The 23860-nt window shown below is 34.4% G+C and carries 22 protein-coding genes and 2 pseudogenes; 12 read left to right on the top strand and 12 right to left on the bottom strand.

The window, feature by feature from the left end; translation table 11 throughout:
- Window positions 1-183 precede the first annotated feature (183 nt).
- From BLV40_RS14185 to BLV40_RS14175, 3 genes are all read left to right on the top strand, one after another.
- Entirely contained in the window at window positions 184-1998 is a 1815-nt protein-coding gene (locus tag BLV40_RS14185; RefSeq protein WP_026591244.1) for a sensor histidine kinase, read from the top strand.
- A 107-nt stretch (window positions 1999-2105) separates the two neighbouring features.
- On the top strand, window positions 2106-2636 hold the full coding sequence (locus BLV40_RS14180; protein ID WP_026591245.1) for a tyrosine-type recombinase/integrase: 531 nt from the start codon (window positions 2106-2108) through the stop codon (window positions 2634-2636).
- A 130-nt stretch (window positions 2637-2766) separates the two neighbouring features.
- Window positions 2767-2961: a DUF3924 family protein gene (locus tag BLV40_RS14175; RefSeq protein ID WP_026591246.1), complete on the top strand. Its 195-nt coding sequence runs from the start codon at window positions 2767-2769 to the stop codon at window positions 2959-2961.
- A gap of 12 nt (window positions 2962-2973) precedes the next feature.
- On the opposite strand, the gene BLV40_RS14170 is transcribed toward BLV40_RS14175, so the two are convergent.
- The 3 genes from BLV40_RS14170 to BLV40_RS14160 all read right to left on the bottom strand — a co-directional run bounded on the left by BLV40_RS14170 (window position 2974) and on the right by BLV40_RS14160 (window position 8296).
- Window positions 2974-4935 (bottom strand): beta-propeller fold lactonase family protein, encoded by a 1962-nt coding sequence (locus BLV40_RS14170; protein WP_090691057.1) that lies wholly within the window; start codon window positions 4933-4935, stop codon window positions 2974-2976.
- Window positions 4936-5122: 187 nt separating this feature from the next.
- The gene (locus BLV40_RS14165; protein WP_090691055.1) at window positions 5123-7183 is read right to left on the bottom strand and encodes a hypothetical protein; all 2061 of its coding nucleotides are present in this window, start codon (window positions 7181-7183) and stop codon (window positions 5123-5125) included.
- A 267-nt stretch (window positions 7184-7450) separates the two neighbouring features.
- Entirely contained in the window at window positions 7451-8296 is an 846-nt protein-coding gene (locus BLV40_RS14160) for a DUF72 domain-containing protein (RefSeq protein WP_090691053.1), read from the bottom strand.
- A gap of 161 nt (window positions 8297-8457) precedes the next feature.
- Here BLV40_RS14160 and BLV40_RS14155 point away from each other — a divergent pair, with 161 nt between their 5' ends.
- Window positions 8458-9711 carry an ATP-binding protein gene (locus BLV40_RS14155; protein ID WP_026591250.1) on the top strand — a complete coding sequence of 418 codons (1254 nt, stop codon included), beginning with the start codon at window positions 8458-8460 and terminating at the stop codon, window positions 9709-9711.
- A 75-nt stretch (window positions 9712-9786) separates the two neighbouring features.
- On the opposite strand, the gene BLV40_RS28920 is transcribed toward BLV40_RS14155, so the two are convergent.
- Window positions 9787-9963: a hypothetical protein gene (locus BLV40_RS28920; protein WP_211482123.1), complete on the bottom strand. Its 177-nt coding sequence runs from the start codon at window positions 9961-9963 to the stop codon at window positions 9787-9789.
- A gap of 110 nt (window positions 9964-10073) precedes the next feature.
- Between BLV40_RS28920 and BLV40_RS14150 the strand changes: the two genes are divergently transcribed.
- The gene (locus BLV40_RS14150) at window positions 10074-10511 is read left to right on the top strand and encodes a hypothetical protein (protein WP_090691050.1); all 438 of its coding nucleotides are present in this window, start codon (window positions 10074-10076) and stop codon (window positions 10509-10511) included.
- A 74-nt stretch (window positions 10512-10585) separates the two neighbouring features.
- Here the strand turns inward: BLV40_RS14150 and BLV40_RS14145 are convergent, their stop codons facing one another.
- A complete protein-coding gene (locus BLV40_RS14145) occupies window positions 10586-12604 on the bottom strand; it encodes a transglycosylase domain-containing protein (RefSeq protein WP_026591252.1) in 2019 nt (672 codons plus the stop codon).
- A gap of 312 nt (window positions 12605-12916) precedes the next feature.
- Here BLV40_RS14145 and BLV40_RS14140 point away from each other — a divergent pair, with 312 nt between their 5' ends.
- The 3 genes from BLV40_RS14140 to BLV40_RS14130 all read left to right on the top strand — a co-directional run bounded on the left by BLV40_RS14140 (window position 12917) and on the right by BLV40_RS14130 (window position 15465).
- Window positions 12917-13537: a DUF47 domain-containing protein gene (locus BLV40_RS14140; RefSeq protein ID WP_000231449.1), complete on the top strand. Its 621-nt coding sequence runs from the start codon at window positions 12917-12919 to the stop codon at window positions 13535-13537.
- 11 nt (window positions 13538-13548) lie between these two features.
- Window positions 13549-14547, top strand: coding sequence for an inorganic phosphate transporter (locus BLV40_RS14135; protein WP_026591253.1), 999 nt, complete (start codon window positions 13549-13551; stop codon window positions 14545-14547).
- A 117-nt stretch (window positions 14548-14664) separates the two neighbouring features.
- Window positions 14665-15465 carry a sulfite exporter TauE/SafE family protein gene (locus BLV40_RS14130; RefSeq protein WP_026591254.1) on the top strand — a complete coding sequence of 267 codons (801 nt, stop codon included), beginning with the start codon at window positions 14665-14667 and terminating at the stop codon, window positions 15463-15465.
- Window positions 15466-15761: 296 nt separating this feature from the next.
- Here the strand turns inward: BLV40_RS14130 and BLV40_RS14125 are convergent, their stop codons facing one another.
- On the bottom strand, window positions 15762-15986 hold the full coding sequence (locus tag BLV40_RS14125) for a hypothetical protein (RefSeq protein WP_003196257.1): 225 nt from the start codon (window positions 15984-15986) through the stop codon (window positions 15762-15764).
- 197 nt (window positions 15987-16183) lie between these two features.
- Between BLV40_RS14125 and BLV40_RS14120 the strand changes: the two genes are divergently transcribed.
- Window positions 16184-16696 (top strand): Crp/Fnr family transcriptional regulator, encoded by a 513-nt coding sequence (locus BLV40_RS14120; RefSeq protein WP_090691047.1) that lies wholly within the window; start codon window positions 16184-16186, stop codon window positions 16694-16696.
- Window positions 16697-16716: 20 nt separating this feature from the next.
- On the opposite strand, the gene hmpA is transcribed toward BLV40_RS14120, so the two are convergent.
- Together hmpA and BLV40_RS29355 are read right to left on the bottom strand one after the other, a co-directional pair.
- Complete coding sequence (hmpA, locus tag BLV40_RS14115; RefSeq protein ID WP_090691045.1) at window positions 16717-17925, bottom strand: NO-inducible flavohemoprotein; 1209 nt, start codon at window positions 17923-17925, stop codon at window positions 16717-16719.
- A 215-nt stretch (window positions 17926-18140) separates the two neighbouring features.
- Window positions 18141-18407 (bottom strand): annotated as a pseudogene (locus tag BLV40_RS29355) (hypothetical protein); the annotation flags it as partial.
- A 204-nt stretch (window positions 18408-18611) separates the two neighbouring features.
- On the opposite strand from BLV40_RS29355, the gene BLV40_RS14105 reads away from it, so the two are divergent.
- Window positions 18612-18809, top strand: a complete 198-nt coding sequence (locus BLV40_RS14105) for a hypothetical protein (RefSeq protein ID WP_026591257.1) — start codon at window positions 18612-18614, stop codon at window positions 18807-18809.
- 53 nt (window positions 18810-18862) lie between these two features.
- Here BLV40_RS14105 and BLV40_RS14100 read toward each other — a convergent pair whose 3' ends face one another.
- Complete coding sequence (locus BLV40_RS14100) at window positions 18863-19714, bottom strand: YhfM domain-containing protein (protein WP_090691042.1); 852 nt, start codon at window positions 19712-19714, stop codon at window positions 18863-18865.
- 111 nt (window positions 19715-19825) lie between these two features.
- Between BLV40_RS14100 and BLV40_RS14095 the strand changes: the two genes are divergently transcribed.
- Window positions 19826-20602 (top strand): class I SAM-dependent methyltransferase, encoded by a 777-nt coding sequence (locus tag BLV40_RS14095; RefSeq protein WP_090691039.1) that lies wholly within the window; start codon window positions 19826-19828, stop codon window positions 20600-20602.
- Window positions 20603-20637: 35 nt separating this feature from the next.
- Here BLV40_RS14095 and BLV40_RS14090 read toward each other — a convergent pair whose 3' ends face one another.
- On the bottom strand, window positions 20638-20847 hold the full coding sequence (locus tag BLV40_RS14090) for a hypothetical protein (RefSeq protein ID WP_026591260.1): 210 nt from the start codon (window positions 20845-20847) through the stop codon (window positions 20638-20640).
- Window positions 20848-21071: 224 nt separating this feature from the next.
- On the opposite strand from BLV40_RS14090, the gene BLV40_RS14085 reads away from it, so the two are divergent.
- Window positions 21072-22610 (top strand): bifunctional metallophosphatase/5'-nucleotidase, encoded by a 1539-nt coding sequence (locus BLV40_RS14085; RefSeq protein WP_090691037.1) that lies wholly within the window; start codon window positions 21072-21074, stop codon window positions 22608-22610.
- Between the two features lie 315 nt (window positions 22611-22925).
- Here the strand turns inward: BLV40_RS14085 and BLV40_RS29350 are convergent.
- Window positions 22926-23120 (bottom strand): annotated as a pseudogene (locus BLV40_RS29350) (DUF3992 domain-containing protein); the annotation flags it as partial.
- A gap of 106 nt (window positions 23121-23226) precedes the next feature.
- Complete coding sequence (locus BLV40_RS14075) at window positions 23227-23859, bottom strand: response regulator (protein WP_090691031.1); 633 nt, start codon at window positions 23857-23859, stop codon at window positions 23227-23229.
- Window position 23860: the final 1 nt, after the last annotated feature.

Here is a 23860-nt window from a genome sequence, read left to right as displayed (position 1 = left end):
AAAAGAACTTGTCATACGTCTGGCGAGTTCTTTTTTGTCATTTTCTAAATTAAAGAATTACTTTATATGACTTTTTTAAAAAAACTGCTTCAAAGAGAGACAGATTTTTAGTCTCTTCTTTCTTTTTTCGTTTGTTATAATAAAGAAAATATTTATACGGGTATTCTTTTGTGAGGTGAAGAAGTGAAAAAGAGAAGTATTGTCTTTAAACTATTTTTATTAACATCAACATTATTTACTGTTACCTTCCTCCTTTTTTTCCTTGGGCAATCGTTGTTTTTAGAAAAATTTTATATTAATAAAAAAGTTCAAACCGTTCAAACTGCTTTTGAAAAGTTTTTATCAAATTATGAAAAAAGTGACAGGACATTTGAGGAAATAAGGAAGCTCAAACAAGACTTTCACGAAAAAACAAACGCTGATGTCGTTTTATTAGATCCAAATGGAATTATAAAAGATGAAAATAATTACTATATTGAGATTGTCGATAAATCCAATAAAACGTATTCCATTCCACTCAACAATATTTTAACAATTGATGAATATACCAAGTTTATGAATTTACAGTTAAAAAATAATGATGTTATTCTCATAGATGGAATTTTAAAAAAAGACGTAATTATACCCGTTACGATTACGACTCGTTATAATTCATGGAAAAATGATAATATCATTTCTGACTTTAAATTATTCAATATTGATTGGACAAACGCTAAGAAAAACAAATACGCAAAAGACACAAGACTTGGCATTCATACATTTGAAGGAATTGTATCAAAAATACATCTTCCTTCTAAAAACGACCTTCGTCTCGCAAATAATTTAGAGACATTACAAGGGATTCAACATTGGGAATTATCTGTAATACTAGGCAAAACCAATTCCAATGAATTGACAACATTTACAATCGGAGAAGAGGAGAATGGAAAAAGCCAAATTTTTGTAAAGCCAGTCATGGAAAACGGTAAAATTAAAGAATTTGCTTTTGCAACGACCTCCTTACAACCTGTAAATGAAGCAATGCTTGTTTTAAAAGATTATTATGTCTATGCATTAATTATCGTATTTCTCGTTATTATTTTATTATCTTTTTATTATTCAAAGATGATTGTCAAACCGCTTATTAAAATAAATCGAGTGACCAAAAAAATGGCTAACTTCGATTTCAGTGAAAAATTACCTGTTTCAGCGGATGATGAAATCGCTGGTTTATCTAGTAGTATTAATACGTTATCCGTAAACCTAAAAGACCGAATAGATCGATTAAACGTTGCAAATACAAAATTACAGCAAGACATCGAGCGAGAACGTCAATTAGAAAAGACGAGAAAAGAATTCATTTCTGGTGTATCTCATGAATTAAAAACGCCACTTAGTGTGATTAGAAGCTTTGCTGAAGGAATTAAAGATGGTGTCAGCAAAGATACTACTTACTATACAGATGTGATTTTAGAGGAAACAGAAAACATGAATCGACTCATCGTCGAAATGTTAGAATTAGCAAAACTAGAATCTGGTACGTATAAACTAGAAATGAATACTTTTTCAATCGGTGAACTTGTTCACCAAGTGTATACAAAGCTATTATTTAGTATGGAGGAAAAACACTTACAAGTAGAAATTGATGCAAATCCTTCTATACATGTTGAAGCAAATCGCAATCGAATTGAGCAAGTTGTTGTAAATTTACTCAGTAACGCAATTCGCTATACACCTGATGGTAAAGAGATTCGTATTCGCATCATAGAAAATGAAGAAAAAGTAAAAGTGGAAATTGAAAACACTGGTAATCCAATCCCAAATGAAAGTTTAGAAAAAATATGGGATCGCTTCTATCGTCTAGATGCTTCCCGTAGCCGCCATACTGGAGGAACTGGCCTTGGTCTATCAATCGTAAAAAACATCTTAGAACTTCATCATGCCGAATACGGTGTGTATAATACTAATGATAGCGTCGTTTTTTATTTTGATTTACAAAAAATAAAAGAAGTCAAATAATTTGTCTTAACTTCACCAGGAGTTCACATGAAATTCACACTCTCCCTTTATAGTTATAAACAAGTTAATCCTTTCCTTTACACACATAACAGAGGAGAGTGCGTGAAATGAAACAAGCAGGACAACCTATTCAAAACGAAACACAATTAGAAAAAATCAAAAATATACTTTTACAATCTTCGAAACGTGATGGCTTACTATTCGTACTAGCTGTAAATTCCGGTCTAAAAGTAAGTGAGATTTTACAATTAAAAGTCGGTGATGTCATCGATGAAAATGAAAATGTTCGTCACTCCATTTTATTTTACAATGAAAAAGTAAAAAAACATAAATGGTTTGCTGTAAATGAAGATTTACAGCATGCAATCGAAGATTATATGAGAGAGCGTAAAATATGGAAGCGAAATGAACCATTATTAAAATCGCAAAAAGGAACAAAATCCATTACAAGACAGCATGCATGGTATATTTTAAACAAAGCTGCAAAAGAAGTTGGTTTAGAAGGGATTAGCTCACATACACTGCGAAAAACTTGGGGATATTGTGCATACAAATCTGGTGTTGATATTGCATTCTTACAACACTTCTTTGATCACAGTACCCCATCAAAAACTTTAAAATATATCGGTATTGCATAAAAACAAACATGGTTCTTATACATAAAAAAGGTTGCCAACTTTAAACTTGGTAACCTTTTTTATGTTTCATTTTCTCTTTTCTTGTTTCTCTTATTTCGTAGTGGTACTCTAGTAATAAGGGGGAGAAATTATGAACACACTAACAATTGAATTACCAAAAGAAACAGCAGAAAAACTCGGCTTATTAAAACAAGCATATCAAAAGAAAACAGGTGCTACAATTTCAGAAAGCACTCTTGTTCAATCACTTATCTCAAGAGAGTTTATTCAAGAAATAACTCCATTTGATTTACAACAATATGTAAATGAAAAAGAACAGCGCTAAGCTGTTCTTTTTCTATTGAATCGCTTTTACATATTCTGCAATTGCATGAACTTCCTGTTTAGATAACTGTGGCTTTTCTTCATATTGATGCTTCTCCACTGCTTCCTCAATTGTTTTTGCACTACCATCATGTAAATATGGTGCTGTTGCCCCTACACCACGAAGTGTTGGTGGATCAAAAAATCCTTTTTGCCGCTTATTTTGAAAACTACCGCGTGCGTCACCCTCATAGCCTGTATCTGTTTCATTCGCAGTTCCAATATTATAAAGGAAATTTGTATTATTCGTTGTCAACTTTCCATTTTCATCTATCGCTTTTGTACTATTGGTCAAATTCTCTCCGCCGTGGCATGTTAAGCAATTTGCCTTTCCTTTAAACAATTGCTCTCCGTCTTTGGCCGTAGGAGTTAACGAGCCATCAGCTTGACGATACGGGCTCTTTGGTACTGGGAATGAATTAGGATCATCTAAAAATGCCTGCAGCGCATCATACATATGCTGGGCATCTTTTGGAATCTCTTTTCCTGGATCTAATTCCATCATCCCCCCCATTTCACCTTGTACAGTATGAATATAATCTGTGAAATCATCACGTGATCCATCCCACATAAATAAACCTGTTTGAGTAGTTAAAACATTACTTGGTACATTTCGTTTCCCTTTTGGTGTCATCAATGATAACCCATTAATTTCTCCATCACTATGACACGTCACACAACTCATCCAGTTGTTTCCGGTTATTGTTGTTGCATACTTATCACTATTTGCACTATAAAAAATTTCTTTCCCTTCGCGTACTAGTTTTGGTAAAGAATCTTTTTCAATTAATTTAACTGTCTTCTTATCAGCTTTCACCTTTGCGTATGAATCATCGCCACCTGTTTGTAGAAATGCCAGGTCATGACTCATTGCATTATGAACAGCCAACGTGTTTTCTTTTGGAAGTAAAATAATCCCCCGCGGGTTACTTCCTGGAATGCGTCTTACAATTTGTGTCGCATTGCCACCGCGAGTTAGATCAAACATGACAAGATCTTCACTACCTGACATAACAACAAATACTTTCGTCCCTTTTTCATTAAAAACTACATCGTATGGATTAGACACAATCATTGTTTCATTCTTTGTATCTTTCACATTCATCGCTTCAAATAATTGCTTACGTTGTTTTGTAACTTCTTCATCTTTTTCTAAATCGATAATTGAAACAGCTGGAAACACAGTTTCCTCAAATTGAATTGGTGTATCGGTATTCGTCAGCATGTGTGGCACCCAAGCTGTCTTACCATCTGGTGCAATTACAAATTGCTCTAATGTATTGGGAACCCCTTGACTCTTTTTACGGTCTTCTTTGTCTGGGGAAGGAGCAAGCGTAATTACTTTCTTTACTTTATTACTCTCTGTATCTACAACACTAATTTTCCCCTCTAAATAATGTGGCACATACAATTTTTTCCCGTCTTTTGTCATCGCTAACGTTCGTGGACGGTCACCAATTTGAATCTTTTGAATTGTTTTTTTCTTATCAATATCAATAACTGATACATTCCCTGAACGGAAATTTGATACGTACAACTTTGTCCCATCTGGATTTGTAACAATACCAAATGGCTCTATTTCTATTACAATTCGATCAATCACTTTTTTCTTTTCCAATGATACAACATCTATCTTATTATCATACATACAAGAAACATATAATGTCTTTTCATCTGGACTTATTGTTAATTGTCTCGGTTCTTTTCCAACTGGAATCTCCGATACTACTTTTCTACTTTTTACATCTGTCACCGTTACAGTATTTACATCAATATTTGCAGTATAAATCCATTTTCCATCTTTGCTTACTATAATATTATTACTATGAACAGCTTCGTCGCGTTTTACTTCTTTTCCTGACATTTTCACTTCGCAACTCGCAAACACCCCAATGCATAGAAGCAACACAACCGCAATAAACAAGCGCTTCATCATCTGACCCTTCCTTCTTATCCCTCATTAGACAACATTCCTACCACTTAAAAATTGACAATTAAACTGGTGGATACTAGTCTATAAAATCTCATCAATGAATGTATCATCTTACTACACCCTTACTTCACAAAAACCGAACAAGTTTCTACACTTGTTCGGTCTTAATACTACCATGAATTGCTTTTTCTTATTTCTCTTTTTTCACTTCAACATTTACAAGAACCGGAGCAATACCATTCTTACCATGCCCAGCTTGAATTTGTGGTACGTTATCCTTATCAGCATTTCCAAGCTTTCCTTTTATATAAACATCTCCAGTATCCCAAAATTCACTTGTTTGCATTCCTTCTTTTAATGATGGTCCATTGATTACTTGCTCATAAAAATCAACATAACGAGAAGTAATTACTTTTTGTTCCAATGAATCATATTTCGTTTTATCTGCATCTGTGTTACTTAAGTTTTGTAATGCAACGCGTAAAACTGCTGATACGCTACCAGCTGTATATGGTGTATATTTCATTTCACCTTTTTTCGTTTCATATGCACGTGCTTCTTTATTCCACATTTTACGATCAACTAAATCATATAGTTTACGTGCTTCCACGCGATACGTTTCATCTTTCGTTGCTAGAAAGGCCGCTGTTAACCCACGAATTGCTCCTAGTTGTGCTTCTAGTGTTACAGGTTCCTCATCTACCCCTTTACCGATTGTATAGCCATTTGCTATGAAACCATCTTTTGTTTTCATATTTTTTAACAAAAAGTCTGCTTGTGTCTTAATCATAGTAAGTGCACGTTTTCCTTCTTCTGTTTGTAACCCTTGTGCCTCTGCACCACTGGCATATCCCACTGGCATTCCATCAATCGCACGCTGGAACATACGAAGTGCTTCTACCATATAACTTGCATCAAATGTATCAATTCGTTTTCCTTGCTCTGTTCCGCTATGCTCTGCAACAAATGCTCCTGTTTCTTTATTGTAGTGCATCGCTTCAATATTTTTAAATACATGTAGCATTACATCACGATTTAAAGAATATGGGTCATCTGCTTTTACATCATTCACTACATCAAGATCTGTATTTTCTGCTACCGCTTTGGCAAATGGCGCACCATCGAATGTCGCTTGGAAGGCTGGATTTACATTTTTATTATCGGGACGTTGATCCGTCATTCCGAAAAATTCTGCTGTTGGCCATAATATCATCCACTGATCACGAAGCATACTGCGTGCATCTTTCACTTCTAATCCGCCAGCTTTTGCAATTCCGCCTTTTTCTTCTTCATTTACTTTAATCTCATGTGGTAAATAAACAAGGCCGTTATCTGGATTATATTTACTTCCAATTCCGCTCGTTAATTGTTTTGCATTCGCATCATAAAATAATCCATCACGAATATATGCAAGCTTATTCCAAATTTCTTCTGTTAAAATCACTCCTTGCATACCATCTGCACTACTTTTTCCAAGGCGAATATTTGCATCTTTATCTTGTGTGCTTGATGTTGCCTCTAACTCTTCATCTTTATCTAATGTATGGAAACCACCTAAAAAGTCCCCAGCCCATAATGTTTGTTTTAAAAACGTTGAACCGTACGCTGCTGGTGTTAACGTTTTATTCATTTTCGTACGATCCCAGCGTAATGTTTTAAAATCCATTTGGTACGCTGGTACATATGTTTTATCATCGTTTTCTGCATATACAGAAGTATCCACCTTTTGTGTATAATGCGGATCACCGCCAGCATATTCCATAAATGTCGGGTACATATTTGTAAATATTTCTTTACGTGGATACCCTACACTATCAGCTAATGTATAAAATCGACTCTCTAACCAAGTAGGAACATCTTTATTTTCTGCTTTTGTCATTTTTTGTACAATTGGTGCGTGCAGTAAATGCAGTCCAAGACCGGATTTCTCAACAACCTCATACATTGCTTCTTCTGAGTACTCATAAGATTCAATTCCAGCCATGTAATCAAATTTCGTTGGTTTATTTCGTTTTTGTGCATCCAATATGTCTAAATCTAATCCAAGTCCTTCTGCTAATGGTTCCCCAGACAATTCAAATTCCGTATATGCAAACATATTTGCTGCTGTATCAAACGAATAATCAGTTACTGGTATACGATATGTATTTTTTTCTTTTGACGTTTCTTCTTTTTTCCCTGCACACCCTACTGATAGTAGAAGTGAAGAAACAACAGCAACTGTCGTCATGACTTTCCATGGCTTTTTCATTCATTCCCGCTCCCTTAATTAACATTGATAATTATTATCAAATAAACGTTTTCATTATATTATTAAATTAATTTTTTGTAAACTTTAAATTTTCTACAAAAAATATTAAGAAAAGTATTGACAATGATAATGATAACCATTATCATTTATTATGAAGCCAACAATTGATGAATCAAACAAACGCTCAGTAACATTGTTACCCCTCTTTTTCATATAGAAAAACACTGTACATTCCCCCTGTTTGTACAGTGTTTTTCTTTTTTAATTTTATTCAAATAAATTGAGTTGTTCCGGTTTTGGTTCGCCGTATGTAATGTGCATCATCGTCATAAGCTGTTTTGCATTATCAGCAGCATCCCCGCCGGAATTATTATTAAATAACACATATATGTTCTTCGTCTTTTTCTGCAATACCTGTAACCTTTCTACCCATTCTTCTAACTCTTTTTTATTATAACGATACAAACAGCGCACAGCTCGCCAATTTTCTCCTTTATCAAGCCATCCATGAAAATTGCGGCCATGAAAGCGTATTAATGTCACTTCAGAATGAGTCGCTTCTAATACAATTGGAACTGAACCAATTCCAGCTTGTGGTTCATCACAAATCGTATGGATCCACTTTTCCTGCTCTAAAAATTGTAATGTTTTATCATGCATATGTGGATTAAACCATGTTTGATTTCGGAACTCTATAGCACACGGTAATCCTTCCATTTTTTCTTTTGTATAACGGAGTAAATCGACATTTTTCTTCTGACAATCAAACCAAGGTGGATATTGAAATAATATCGCCTTTAATTTATGTGCCTCTTGAAGCGGAACAATAGATTGTTTAAACATTTCAAACATCTCATCGAAATTAGAGAATGGAATCTCTCCCTGCATATGTCCTGTCATCCCCTGATAGGCTTTGACAACAAATGAAAAATCTTTTGGTGTTTCTCCGGCCCATTTCATATAATTCTTAACTGGTTGCATCGCATAGAACGAACTATCTACTTCTACAATAGGAAAATACTCACTATATGTTCGCAATTTATTTCTATTTCCATAGGAATCCGTATATAAAGAATCGTGATCTCCCCATCCTGTTAATCCAATAGAAATCACCCTTATCCCTCCTTATCCTATTTTTGTCAATCCATACATACTGAATTAACGAAAACAAATAGTTCAGCCTGCTAAAAAAGTTTCAGCTTTCCTCAAGAGCATCCTTATAAAAATATGATATACTAGATGGAAGAATTTTTAAATTGAGGAGTTATTTATTTATGATTCAAGAGGATACTACTTTATCTCATGAAAATCAAATAAAAGAATTAGAAAAGAAAGTGCAGTTTTATGAACAGTTGGTAAATCAATTACCCCATCATTTCACATACGAAAATTCACAACTAGGTTTACAATTACATAAAAAAGGAACTTCTCATTTCATTCATCACATCCCAAAAGAAGATATAGAATCAAATCTTGTACTAACTTGTGATTCCTTATTTCTATTTGAGCAACTTGAAAAGTACTTTGTTCATATTTTTGATGCATTTTCACATCATGTCACTTTCATTGACAATAAAGGTATCATTACATTATGCAACCAATCTGCAGCAGACGATCTTGGCGTATTACGAAATGATATAATTGGTGAACCAATCCAAAAGTTATTAAACTTACCAGAAGAAAAAATTAAAGCTTTAGAAACATTACACAGCGGGCAAGAAATTTACAATGAAGAAGTATTAGACTTAAACTATGGTATTATAAACAATCGTATTATTCGTGATTATAATGGAGAAATTTTCCGTGTTATCAGTGTTTTTCATTATTTAAATACCGAGCGTGATGCTGAAAAACTTGCATTAGCTGGTCGAATTGCAGCTGGAATTGCACACGAAGTTCGTAATCCACTTACAACAGTACGTGGTTATTTACAATTTTTACAAGAAAGCGTTTCACCTTCTAATAAAGAACTCTTTCAAAATCTGCTCATTCCTGAATTAGATCGTGCAAATAGTATCATCACTAAATTTTTATCTATTTCAAAAGCACACGAATTTAAAAGAGAACCATTTCCCATCAATACTTTTTTACGTGAATATATCCAACAGCTACTAGCTAGTGAAGTATTTTTACATAACATTTCTATTGAATATAATTTATCTTCCGATTTAGAAAACATATTAGTAAATATTGATCGATATGAGCTCGTTCAAGTTTTCCTAAACTTATTCCAAAATGCTGTGGATGCAAAAAGTGATAGACCTTTATCCATTCAAATCACTAGTCATCGTTTGGATAATTTTGCTCGCGTCACTTTCCAAGACAATGGATTTGGTATTCCTCCATCGATTCAAGAATATATATTTGATCCATTCTTTTCTACAAAAGATACCGGAACTGGCCTCGGATTATCAGTAACAAAAAAAATCATTCAAAATCACAATGGAACTCTAAAAGTTTCTAGTAATGAAAATGGAACAACATTTATCATCTCCATTCCATTGGCACAAAAAGAAGCGGGCTTATAGCATCTTCTAAAAAAGAATCAGTGGGGATAAAGCCCCACTGATATAACTACATAAATATATTCAAAATATACAATTTTATGTTTTTTTACATGCCCCAAGTTCTTCACTACTCAATCTCTTAATCCACATGTCTTCTATATTTTTTCCTCTTTCATATAGAAATAGCACAAAACTTAATGAGTTCAATGTCTCTTCTTTCATTCCAAACTCAACACACTCCGGTAAGGATGAACTCGAGGCTATTCTTCCCATCTTAAATGTTAGATGTCCTTCTTTACGTGTCTTTACTTCAAATTTACTCTACCTTAACGCTTATTCTGTATGATAGAGAACAAAGACAATGATATGAAAGAGGGATGAAAATGAACACCTTATCGTCAATACGCTTTGGGATCGTCCTTATGTCATGTATAATTTTATGTTCAGGACTCTTTTTGACTTTAGAATGCACCTCTGCATCAAAAGCAGCAGAAAACAGTAACATTGCTTCATACGAACTGCTATATGCAAACCAAAATATAGTACCTCTCTCATCTTCTTTATCTAAAGAAAAAAGAGTTATTAAAGGAATGATTATTACAGAAGCTTCTTCCCATCATGACCTGAATCAGATTGCAAAAAGAATTAAAGAACAATATAACAACCAAAAAATCGATGAAATTACATTATCCATTCACAATAAAAATACTGGAAAATATGAAGATGACTTACCTTTTGAGCCAATTAGCAAAGCAACAATTTCAATTTTTTATAATTCACAATCCCATTCTAACATCATTATTCGCCTCACTGAACAGTAAATACACCCGCTGAAAAAATTTTCAATTCATATAAAAAAGAGACGAATATAATAATCATTCGCCTCTTTTTATTCTTACAAAAATGGAATCCACTCTTTTACTTTATCAATCCACTCTTTTTGTTGTTCTTGACGCTTTTTTTCTTCCTCTTTTCTTCTTTTTTCTTCTTCAATTTTCTTTAATTGTTTTGCATAGTCAGTCTCTGATATTAGTGATAATTGAAATGCTTTTTGACTAGGGTTGGCATCAGCTTTTTTCATAATATCTCGAAACATTGTTGTTGTGATTTGACTACCGCCTGGAATATAGTGCTCTCTATCCGTTTTATCATACCCTACCCAAATTGCACCGACAAGGTCAGGTGTATAACCAACAAACCATGAGTCTTTCGCTCCGCTACTCGGACCGTCTACAAGCTGAGTAGTTCCTGTTTTACCAGCCGTATCTATATTTTTTACCTTTGCTTTTTCACCTGTTCCTTTTTCAACAACGCCTTTTAATAAATACGTCATTTTTTGAGCAACCTCTTCACTTGTTACACGTGTTTCTTTTTTATACCACTTTCCTACTATTTCTCCTTCAGCATTCTGTATTTCACGAATTGCATGCCCTTCAACTTGTACTCCATCATTTGCAAAAGTTGCATAAGCTTGAGCCATTATGAATGGTGAAGTTCCCGTATGCATTCCCCCTAAAGCAATAGGAAGGGTACGATCTTCCTCTTGCAATGGAATACCAAAACGCTCTAATGACTTCAACCCTTTGTCTAATCCAATTTGTTCTAACAACCAAACTGCTGAAACATTATAAGACTTAGCAATTGCTTCATACATTGTCACATCGCCATGAAAAGTATGATCACTATTTTGAGGCGTATAATCTTTTATATGAAGTGGCTCGTCCTTTAAAACATCATATACTTCATATCCCTGTTCTAATGCAGGTACATATACTGCGAGAGGCTTTAATGTCGAGCCAGGCTGTCTTTTTAATTGTGTTGCATGATTAAATTGTAAAAATTGATACGTTCCCCTCCCGCCAACTAGTGCGGGTACACCACCAGTTTTCGGATCCATCAGAACAATGCCCGTTTGCATAAGTTGATCAGCATTACTCCCTTGAAAATAACTATCATTATTCACAACATCTTCCACTGCTTGTTGTTTTTTCGGATCAAGTTCTGTATAAATACGATATCCACCAGCTAAAATTTCATTTTGTGTCAATTCATATTTCTCCATCGCTTCTCTGACAATGTAATCTACATATTGCGAGTATTTGCCCTTATACTTATCATCAACGCCACGGCGTAATACAAGGCCCTTTTCTTTCTCATTGCTGTACTGTTCTTCTGAAATATATCCTTGCTCTTTCATTAATGCTAAAACAACGTTACGTCTTTCGATTGATTTATTAAAATTTTTATATGGTGAATAAATTGATGGCCCCTTAATTAACCCTGCAATTGTCGCAGCTTCTGCTATTGTTAAATCCTTTACTTCTTTATTGAAATATGATTTAGCCGCTTTTTTTACACCCCAAGCTCCTTCACCAAAATAAATTTGATTCATATACATCTCAATAATTTCATCTTTTGTATACGTACGCTCTATCTTTTTTGTTAAAAAATATTCTTTAAACTTCCGTGAAAATGTACGTTCTTGTGTTAAAAATACATTTTTCGCAAGCTGTTGTGTAATTGTACTCCCACCAGCTACTACTTCTCCAGCAGTAATATTTTTTAACAAGGCACTCATAATCCCACTATAGTCAATACCATGATGGCTAAAAAATTCTTTATCCTCTACTGCTACAACTGCTTGAATCATAATATCAGGAATATCTTTTCTTTTGATTCCTTCCGCCTTGGAAGAAGATAACTTTGCTGCCACTTCTTTATTAGCATCATAAATAAGTGTCGGCTGCGGAACAGCTTGTTTTAATGCAGATATGTCTTGAATGGAGATCATTATATTTACTGCAATAAATAGGGTAACAAAAAAACTGGAAAAAATTAATAATATGTTGCGCAATTTCTTCCTCTTGTTGAACCACTCAAGCATTTTCTTGAAATGAGTGTTGTTCAATTTCATTTATTCACTTCCTCCATGAGTTTACACTTTCGATTAAAAAAGGAAAAAATGTCCTCTTTTTGAATTTATTATAATAACGTATTAGTTCCTCAAGTGTAAAGCATTTCTTTTACATTCATACTTTTTACAAGAAAAGGACATTCTACAAGTAAGATATTCATTATTGATTATTAATATTATTAATACATCAATGTGAGTTATGTTAAGTTTTTGTAAACTTTTCGATAAAATGTTTTAAAAAACGACAGTTTTTTGTTAGAATTGACTAGCCAATATATTTTACATATATTACTTTTCGTGGGGGTAACAATAATGGTCTTTAAATCTAAAAAAGATAAATTTTCCGAAATGTTAATGAATGTTTCCGAAAATTTAAAAGAAGGCGCGCAATTTTTCGTGGAGTATAAAATTAAAAATGCCAGCGATCTAAAAGAATTTTCTATGCGCATGAAAGAATACGAGTCAAAAGGTGACTCATTTATTCACGAAATCATTATGGAGCTAAACAAAGCGTTTATTACTCCTATTGAACGTGAAGACATCCTGCAACTTGCGATGAGCATGGATGATGTACTTGATGGACTAGACCACAGTGCAGGTTTATTCGAAATGTATTCTATTACAGAAGCAGATGAATACATGATTAAATTTGTGGAGGCAATTAATCAATGTGCAATTGAGATTGCAAATTCCGTTGAACTTATGTCGAATAAGAAATTAGTGGATATTCGCACAAATGCAATTAAAATTAAGGATTACGAATCACAGTGTGATGATATCCGTCGCCATGCTATTAAGAACTTATTCTCTCGTGAAAAAGATCCAATTAAGATCATTCAATTCAAAGAGATCTATGAAGAGCTAGAAGAAGTAGCTGATAGCTGTCAAAGCGTTGCAAACGTATTAGAAACAATTATTATGAAGAACGCATAAGGAGTTTGATCATGGATACACTCTTGATATTGACTGTTTTAATAGTCATTTGTGCTTTAGCTTTCGACTTTATTAACGGATTTCACGACACAGCAAACGCGATTGCAACGGCTGTTTCAACGAAGGCATTAAAGCCGAGACAAGCTATAATTATGGCAGCTATTATGAACTTTTTAGGTGCAATGACATTTACAGGTGTAGCAAAAACAATTACAAAAGACATTGTTGACCCATTTGCTTTAGAACATGGATCATATGTTATTTTAGCCGCTCTGCTTGCTGCAATTGCTTGGAACTTAATTACTTGGTACTATGGAATCCCAAGTAGTTCTTCGCATGCAATTATTGGTGCAATCGCAGGTGCTGCAATTGCTGCTGCTGGATTAAGTTCAATTAATTTCAAAGGATTTATTAAAATTCTTGAAGCTTTAATTATTTCGCCAATCGTTGCATTTGTTATTGGGTTTATCGTATATAGTATTTTTAAAGTTGTCTTTAAAAACTTTAATTTAACGAAAACGAATCAAAACTTCCGTTTATTCCAAGTGTTTACAGCCGCACTACAAGCTTATACACATGGTACAAACGATGCTCAAAAGGCAATGGGTATTATTACAATGGCCTTAATGACAAATGGCCTTCATAGTTCTGGAGATATTCCTTTCTGGGTTCAGTTCTCATGTGCTCTTGCAATGGGTCTTGGTACTTCTGTCGGTGGATGGAAAATTATTAAAACTGTTGGTGGACAAATTATGAAAATTCGTCCTGTAAATGGGGTAGCTGCCGATTTATCATCATCACTTGTTATTTTTGGTGCTACATTTATTCATTTGCCAGTTAGTACAACGCACGTTATCTCTTCTTCTATTTTAGGGGTAGGTGCTTCCCATCGTGTAAAAGGTGTAAAATGGGGAACTGCGCAACGTATGTTAATTACATGGGTAATTACACTTCCAATTTCTGCTTCATTAGCAGCCTTATTCTATTACCTATTACATTTTATTTTCTAATACAAAGTCGCCTTCCTTATTTTTCTAGGAAGGCGACTTTTTTGTGAACAATCTTATTTCTTTTCAAAAAGCATGTATAATAAATGTTGTATTAGTGATACAGAGGAGTTGGCAATTTTGGAATACATCATGTTACTTTTCATTGGATTAATCGCAGGAACAGTCGGAAGTTTAGTAGGACTTGGTGGAGGAATTATTATCGTCCCCTTACTGATTGGGTTGCATAGTTTATCACCACAACTCGCAGTTGGGACATCAATGGTGACCGTAGTTTTCACTGGTCTCTCCTCTACTCTTACTTATATGAAACATAAGCGAGTAGATTATAAAAGTGGACTTATTTTATTTATAGGGAGCGGCCCTGGAGGTATTATTGGATCGTGGGCAAACAAATTTTTGAATCAGGATTCTTTCTCATTATACTTTGGAATTTTCCTTATTTTCGTATCTATCCTTCTCATGTTACGCGATAAATTGAAACCTCTTTCCCTCTCAAATGCAAATGTTATTAAACGATCTTTCACAGATGCTGAAGGTAACACCGTTCATTATCAATTCCCACCGTTTCTTTCGATTATTATCGCATTTGTAGTTGGTTTTATATCTGGATTATTTGGCATTGGTGGCGGTGCATTACTCGTTCCAGCGATGATGCTTCTTTTTGCATTCCCTGCACAAATTGCTGTCGCAACTTCCATGTTTATTGTCTTTTTATCAGCAATCGTAAGTTCTATGACTCATATTTCTCTTGGCAATGTTAGCTGGATTTATGCATTGATTCTTATTCCAGGCGCTTGGATTGGCGGGAAAATTGGAGCTTTCATCAATACAAAATTAAGTGGTAATGCGATTATCAAATTATTGCGTGTCACATTAATTATTCTTGGAACTAGATTAATTATCATTTCTTTCTTGTAACGCGTTCTTTTTAGAATGCGTTTTTTTATACGCAGGAATACAAAAACACCCCAAAAATAAAACATAATACCGTACACATACACAACAACGTCAAATTTGAAATATGCAATTTACCCAAGTTGATCACTCCACTTCTATAGCTGTGACTATTACCTTTATGATAGCGAAAAAACAAAGGGGGTGCTGTTACAAAGCGCTAACAATGCAAAAGCAATTATTACAAATTTTATCAGTTTATTGCATCTGCTTGTATAATCTATCGATTCAACAAAAAAAGATGTCATATTGACATCTTTTTAGTGAAGGAGTGACCATCCCATAAAATCTTCATGTACTTGACGTGCTCGTTTATCATTCCTATCATACAATTCAGCGTAGCTATCCGTTTCTTCATCATAAGCCATTGTATAGATAATTTGACCATCTATTTCAACTGATAGAACGACTCCACCTTTCATCTCTTCCACATGTATTACAGCATTAGCTGGAATTTTCATATCAGTCATTTTCGCATCTAACAATATAGTAAACCCCCTACAGCGTATTTATTGCTAGTACTATTACACACTAAATAGTATACTACTGTAATAGCATACATTCCGTCAATTAAATTGCTGTTTTGTAAGCTTATCTTCTTTTATTCATCTATTTTTTAATACAAACAGACTATAAATCGGGTACAATGAACGAATAGAAATGATTAAATGAGGTGCTAACATTGATTCTACATAAAGGGGATACATTATTTCGTCAAGGTGAAGAAGGTCCCTTATATTTTATTAAAACGGGACTATTAAAAGTTATTCGATTACAAGAAGACGGAACACCATTTTTATTTAACATTATTGTTCCAGGTGAGACAATCCCTCACCATTCTTTAATTTCACCAAAGGAGTATCATGGTACAGCAATTGCTTTAATTAAAACAGAGGTCCAGCCCATTGTATGTAATACATGGTACGAAAAACTACAGGAGAATCCAGAATTATACGCTGATATCGCCATGCAACTACAAACAAAATTACGAATGATGCAGCAGCGAATCGATCAATTAACAACTGTTTCTCCGAAAGAACGTCTCTACCGTTTACAAGAGTGGTTCTCACTATATTTAGGGGAAATTCCAATCTATGAAATATTAACACAAACAGAAATCGGACAACTGATCGGTGTACGTCGTGAAACAGTAAATCGCTTGTTACGAGAACAAGTAAAAAACGAGGGGAACTAACACCTCGTTTTTTGTTTGCCTTATGATAAACTTGCTGCCGGCCCAAAAAATTCATAATGAATGTGTTCAGGTGAAACGCCCCATTCTACTAAATCCTTATTAATATGCTTCATAAATGGTACCGGGCCACAGAAATAAAAGTCCGCTTTATTTGTAGGAATAATTGATTGTAACCAATCTAAATCAATGAAACCTTCTTTATCAAAGTTTTTCGCTTGTAAATCTTGTTCTGTTGGTGAAGAATAGCAAGTGTATACTTCTACTTGTTCATGGTCGTTCTCTACTTGCTGCACATGTTCTTTCATCGCATGCACTTTGCTATTTAATGCTGCGTGAATAAAGTATACCTTGCGGTTTGAATCTCGCTCAATTAATGTATTTAACATACTCATCATCGGCGTAATACCAACGCCGCCACTGATTAACACAATCGGTAAATTTGAATCCATATTTAATACAAAATCCCCCGCCGGTGCACTTAGTGGCAAGATATCTCCCTCTTGAACATGATCGTGTAAATAATTAGATACCTTTCCATCAGGTCTTTCTGCAGCTGTTTCTCGTTTCACACTAATACGATAGTAGCCTTTTCCAGGAGCGTTTGATAAGCTATACTGACGATTATGTGTATATGTTTCACCTTCTATATTTAATTGGATCGTTACATATTGACCAGGTAAGAATGTTGACAGTTCTCCACCATCTTCTGGTTTGAAATAAAACGATGTAATTACGTCGCTCTCTTTCTCTTTTTTCACAACAACAAAGTTACGGAAATCTTTCCAACCGCCTTCTTTTTTTGCCGCTTCATCATACATTTCTGCTTCGATACTAATAAATGCATCAGCAATTACACCATACGCTTCTCCCCAAGCATCTAACACTTCTTGTGGCGCATTTGCTACCTCTTTAATCGCTTGTAATAAACATTTCCCGACGATTGGGTAGTGTTCTGCTTTAATTCCTAAACTTCTATGTTTATGACCAATTTGTTTTACAGCAGGAATAATAGCTTCTAAATTATCAATATATGTAGCAGCTGCATACACTGCACTTGCTAACGCCTGTTGCTGTCTTCCTTTTTTCTGATTTGTATGGTTAAAAATATTTAATAATTCCGGATGTTCCGAGAACATAATTTGATAAAAACGTGTCGTAATTTCAACGCCTTTTTCTTGTAATAATGGTACTGTTGATTTTACAATTTCAATTGTTTTTGCACTTAACATTGTATCCCACTCCTTTATTTCTTTAACTATTGTTAGTGTAAATGGAATGTTCACTGGATGTTGTGATTTTAATCACTATAAACACGGTGTTTTTGTGAAAAATGTATGAACGATTTAGATTTATCCTGTTATTTGCTGCTAAACCAAACAAATTTTTGCTTTATATCCCATCCTATCTTTTCTAAAAGAAAACAAACTAACCAAAATTCCCCAACTTAAGACTGGGCTTGAAGATATTCTTCGATTACTTGTATACCTTTTCCGTTCCCAAACTCAGTATATCCCCATATATTTGTTTCACCTGTATATTTGTTTATAATACTATTAAGTCGTGGTAAACACGATGAGCATAAACGACGTATTCACTCTTCCTGACTTCTATCCCCTTTTTCAAAACCTTAAACTTCGCCTTACATCTTGTTTTATCTGCTTCTTTTTTATTTCCGTATTATATCTTTTAAAAACGGTTCTCGTTTTTGAAACCTCTACACTAGATGATTCCTATCTCTCCCTCTTTATATGTATGTCATATTTTTTCTTTTATCAGAAATGACGTTTATATAATCCAAAATTAGCCAAAAATAAGAAAAGAATATGTTTCAAGCAGTTATTCTTCTTTTTCTTCAATACAATACTAAGATTGATTGCTTGAGAACAGAAAAATAACGGAAGGAGGTAGACATAAAATGTCATTACAATCTCTCATGATTGGCACTTTATCCTTTTTAGCCTCAACACTAATTTTTTATACAGTTGGCTATTTACTATTATTAGATTGGTTACCCAATCATTTGTTTATCGCTCTTATTGTCCTTTCTGCTCTTATGATTTCCTATCTTATTACACGAAAATCAATGAACGAACCATCTGCAAAAACAAAATAATAGAGTGAACCTTTTAGTTCACTCTATTTTTCATTTCCTAGGAAAGAGTTTAGCTATCTTTGCAAATTCATTTTTTCACCATAATCTTTTACAATCTGAATAATATTTTGAAACGCTCCTACTTTTTCTTTTTTGTAATTTAATACTTGTAAATCATACTCATCGTAATAAGTTTCTAATGCTTTTATTTGAGAGGTTGATACATGCTCTACTGGTACAACGATACTCACTTCATATTGTTTATACCCCTCTTTCACTTTCTCACCTTGCATGATTTCACTTATTTTCTTTCCAATCACTTGTTGTACTTTAGAAGGAAACGTCAATTGAAAATAGTACTCCCTATCTTTTTCCAACGTTTTATATAAAGAATCCGAAATCGTATAAAATACTGTATAATTTATGCTTTTTTCATTTGTTTTAATGTGAAAAGCAGTAATTTGTAAATCCTTTTTTGTCACTTCTGTTAATGTATTTACTTTCGTATCATCATTTGTTGATTCAGGCACAGTCGGAAGTATAGATAACAGTTGTTCTGTATCAGATTTTGTGAGCATATACGTACCCTTTTCATCTTGTAACCAACCACGTCGATCTTCTCCTCTTAACCATGCACGATATGTTTTCTTCTTTCCATTTTTCTCAATTTGTATTTCATACTCTGACTCTCCAAAACTCCCTGTTATTTGTTGTTTCTCAGCCTTATTAATAATCTCCACTACTTCTTTTGCTTCCTCTTGGCTTAAAACCTTCTCGAGCTTTCCTTTTTGTATAACTGTTACTTGTATACTTTCCTGCACAGAATTCACCGTCTTTTCTACTTGTTTTTTCTCCTTTTTTTGTTCAAACTGACTACACGATGCTAATAAAAAAATGAATATAATTAGCAAATATTTTTTACTCACTCCGCGCCCTCCTATATAGAACAATAAGAAAAGCTTATTGTCCTTGAAAATGAAACAAAAACGCTATGTATGATGAAATGAGATATACTATACACGAAAGGAGGCTTTTACATGTCCATTAATTTTCATGATGCCAATAATAAGTACACTTATGCCACACGAAAAGCAGATATTTCTTGGTGTGAAATAATCCAAAATATAATTGATGTAAAAGGTAAAAGCATAATTGATATTGGATGCGGTGGTGGTATTTATACGAAAGAACTGGCTCTCATGGGAGCTAGCAATGTCGTTGGTTTCGATTTCTCAAAAAAAATGCTACAAGCAGCAATAGAAAATTGCGATTCCATCCAAAACATCTCATTCATTCACGGTGATGCCCACCATATGCCATTTGCTAATGAAACTTTTGATATTGTAATTTCTCGTGCTGTTGTTCATCATTTACAAGACGTCCCAAAGTTTTTACAAGAGGCCTCACGTATCTTAAAGAAAAATGGCATGCTTATTCTTCAAGATCGTACCATTGAAGATTGTATAATTCTAGGAAGCCCAGAACATATTCGTGGGTATTTCTTCTCCATCTATCCTAAGCTCATTCCAATAGAGGAAAAGCGAAGACCAAAAGCAACCTATATACAGCAATTAATCACACAAAACGGTATGCATCCACTTCCCCTTCAAACAATTTGGGAAGTTCGAAAAATCCATGATTCCATTGAAACATTACTACAAGATTTATCACCACGGACAGGCCGATCTATTTTATACGAATTAACAGACGAAGAACTTTCTCAATTACTCCACCATATCCGCTCTGAGCTACACAACATAGCTCCCATTGTCGAACAAGATCGTTGGACCATTTGGAGTGCCACAAAATCTTAAGAAAGCCTCACATAATTTTGTGAGGCTTTCTCCTTTCATAACCTAATTTTGCAACACTCTTGATATCCTCCACTTCTAGCCTGTGCACTTCCACACTTTGGACACACTAAGTATCTAGATTGATTGGTCAACAAACTTCCTTTTTGAAAGAGCAACACTTCTGCTTGTTTAAACGAACGCGAATAATATAACCATATGAAACCACAAATTACTACAATTCCAAACAATATACCCATCGCAAGCATTTCCGTCACCTCTTTTTGGTCTGTTCTTTTCCGTAAGTGGATTGTAGTATTATTCGCTATTGATAAAAAAGATTCCTGCCTTTCCATCTCAATTGTCATATTTCTCAAAAAATTTACATTCCCTCTATACTTTACGATTTTTTTACAAAAGATTCCCTTTCACTCCTCATACAATAAAGTGAAACTTCCACATCCTAAAATATGTTTAATAGAGGAGTGTCAATATGAACTATTTCATATTATTCCCATTTCTTATCAAACTGATTTTTCCCGTGCTATTCTCTCCTTCTCTACCTGCCGACATATCCGTGCAAATCCTTGGCCTCAATGATTTGCACGGCCAATTAAATACCACTTCAACATTGCATGGTAAAGCTGTAGGACGCGCCGATTACATATCCGCCTACATTCAATCCTACCGCGATAAAAACCCCAACACCTTACTTGTTCATACAGGAGATATGATTGGCGGGAGTCCTCCGATTTCGGCACTGTTTCATGATAAACCAACGATGGAATTTTTAAATATGCTTCAAGTTGATGTTGGTACAATTGGAAACCATGAATTTGATAGAGGACCAGTTGCTCTGCAGCAACTCATTAGTGGTGAATCTACTGCACAAATAAATTCGTTTTCAGGCAGTTCATTCCCCTATGTATGTGCAAATGCTTTAGATAGTAAAACAAAAAAGGCACTCTTTCCTCCCTATACAATTAAATGGATCGATGGTATTCCCATTGCATTCATTGGTGTCGTCACAAAAGATACTCCATTTCTAACAATGCATACCAATATGTCTTCTGTCCTCTTTTTGGATGAAGCTACTTCCATTAATGCCTATGTACATCAACTACAAAAGAAAGGCATTCATGCATTTATAATTCTTGCTCATCTTGGTGGTAATACAACCGGTGATAATACCACTGGAGCTCTAGTTAATTTAGCAAATAACCTAGATACTGACGTCGATATTATCTTTGGTGGACATACCCATTCTTATGTAAATGGAAACGTAAACGGGAAACTCCTTGTGCAAGCTTATTCATATGGAAAAGCTTTTTCAAACGTCACTGTTACATTAAATCGTAAAACCAAAGACATTATAAGAAAAGATGCAACTATTGTCCCAGTCTACCAAAATACGCTTTCTCCTGATTCTCATATAAGAAAATGGATAGATTCTTATACATCTAAAATCCATCCTAAAATAGAAGAACAATTAGGAATAGCAAACTACGAATTAACCCGTGATCGAAACGAACATGGCGAATCAAAATTAGGCGCCCTTCTTGCTATAGCTCAACGTCAAACTATGCAAACGGATATTGCTTTTGTAAATCCCGGGAGCATTCGGCACGATTTACAAAAAGGAACAATTACGTGGGAAGATGCCTTCCTCATACAACCATTCGGTAACCCATTAATCAAGATGGAGTTGTCAGGAAAAGAAATTCGAAACATCTTGCAAGAACAATGGAAAGAAGAAACTCGCATGCTACAAATTTCTGGCCTTCGTTATAGCTGGAAAAATAATTTAATCCAATCTATTTCATTAGAAAATGGAACTCCTCTGCAAGATGATCAAACATACTCTGTTGTGGCCAACTCTTTTTTAGCAAACGGAGGAGATAAATTTATAACTTTCAAATCAGGAAGAAATCGTATAGAAGGCCCGACAGATCAAGAAGCTTTTGCAAATTATATTCGTTCCATTTCTCATATTGATACAATTCCTCAAAATTCTATTCAAAAAACATATTGACTTTTAAATAAGACATATGAAAGTCCTTTCAGAATACTTAAACAAAATCCATCGACGAGAACGTGTACGTTATACAGCTGTTCCCCAAAGAGTAGGCATCTTGCTGAAAGGTAATGCTCAGCGCGTAACCGAAAATCATCTCTAAGAAGTAGAACCGAACGATGTAGCAAGTTCTTACCTGTCGTCCCCCGTTACGAAGAACACGTATCATGTTGTACGTCGCAAAGCTTCGTACATATAAATATATTTCTATATGTATGAACTAGGGTGGTATCGCGGGTAAATAAAAAAAACTCCCTTAAACGGGAGTTTTTTTATTTGATAAGAAGTATGATTGAAACTACTTATTTTATATGCTTTTGTATAATACTTAATGTTCGTATCAACTGTTTCCACTTTTACAATATCATATTGTTCCTTAAGTGCTTGCAATACATTCACGTAATTTCCTAACTTTTCTTTTTTACTCGTTTCTACTCAAATGATAGCGCTCTCAAATGAATTCGTCAATAAAGTGAAACTTTAATCGGTGGGAAGTGGAGATCTTTCTGTCCACCAATCATAAGATAAAAAACTTCCACTAATGAAACCAGTCATATCCAGTGGAAGCTCCATCTTATTTCGTTAACTGATGTCTAAAAGCATAAATAACCGCCTGCGTACGATCACTTACATTCAATTTATTTAATATATTACTTACATGTGTCTTCACAGTTTTTAGTGCAATAAATAGCTCATCTGCTATTTCTTGATTACTTTTTCCTTCTGCAATTAATAATAAGATTTCAAACTCTCGTTCCGTTAAATCTTCATGAAGTGGCTGTTCTTTCTTTTGACGCATACGAGACATCATTTTTCCAGTAACTTTCGGCTCAAGTACTGTTTCTCCATCATAAGTCGCTCGTACTGCATCTGCGATATCGCTCGCTCTTGATGTTTTTAATAAATAGCTCGTTGCCCCTGCTTCAATGACAGGATATAGTTTTTCATCGTCTAAAAAGCTTGTCACGACAACAATTTTTGCTTCTGGCCATTCTTGAATAATCGTACGCGTTGCCTCCACACCATCCATTTCATCCATAACAAGGTCCATTAAAATAATATCTGGCTTTAATGCTAATGCTAATTCTGAACCTTTTCTTCCATTTTCAGCTTCCCCAACAACTTCAATATCCGGCTGAGTGGATAAATATGCTGATACACCCATCCGCACCATTTCATGATCATCAACAAGCAATACTTTAATCATG

The organism is Bacillus sp. 166amftsu, assembly GCF_900107445.1.
GTDB lineage: Bacteria > Bacillota > Bacilli > Bacillales > Bacillaceae_G > Bacillus_A > Bacillus_A arachidis.
This window is presented reverse-complemented; position numbering and strand designations above follow the sequence as displayed.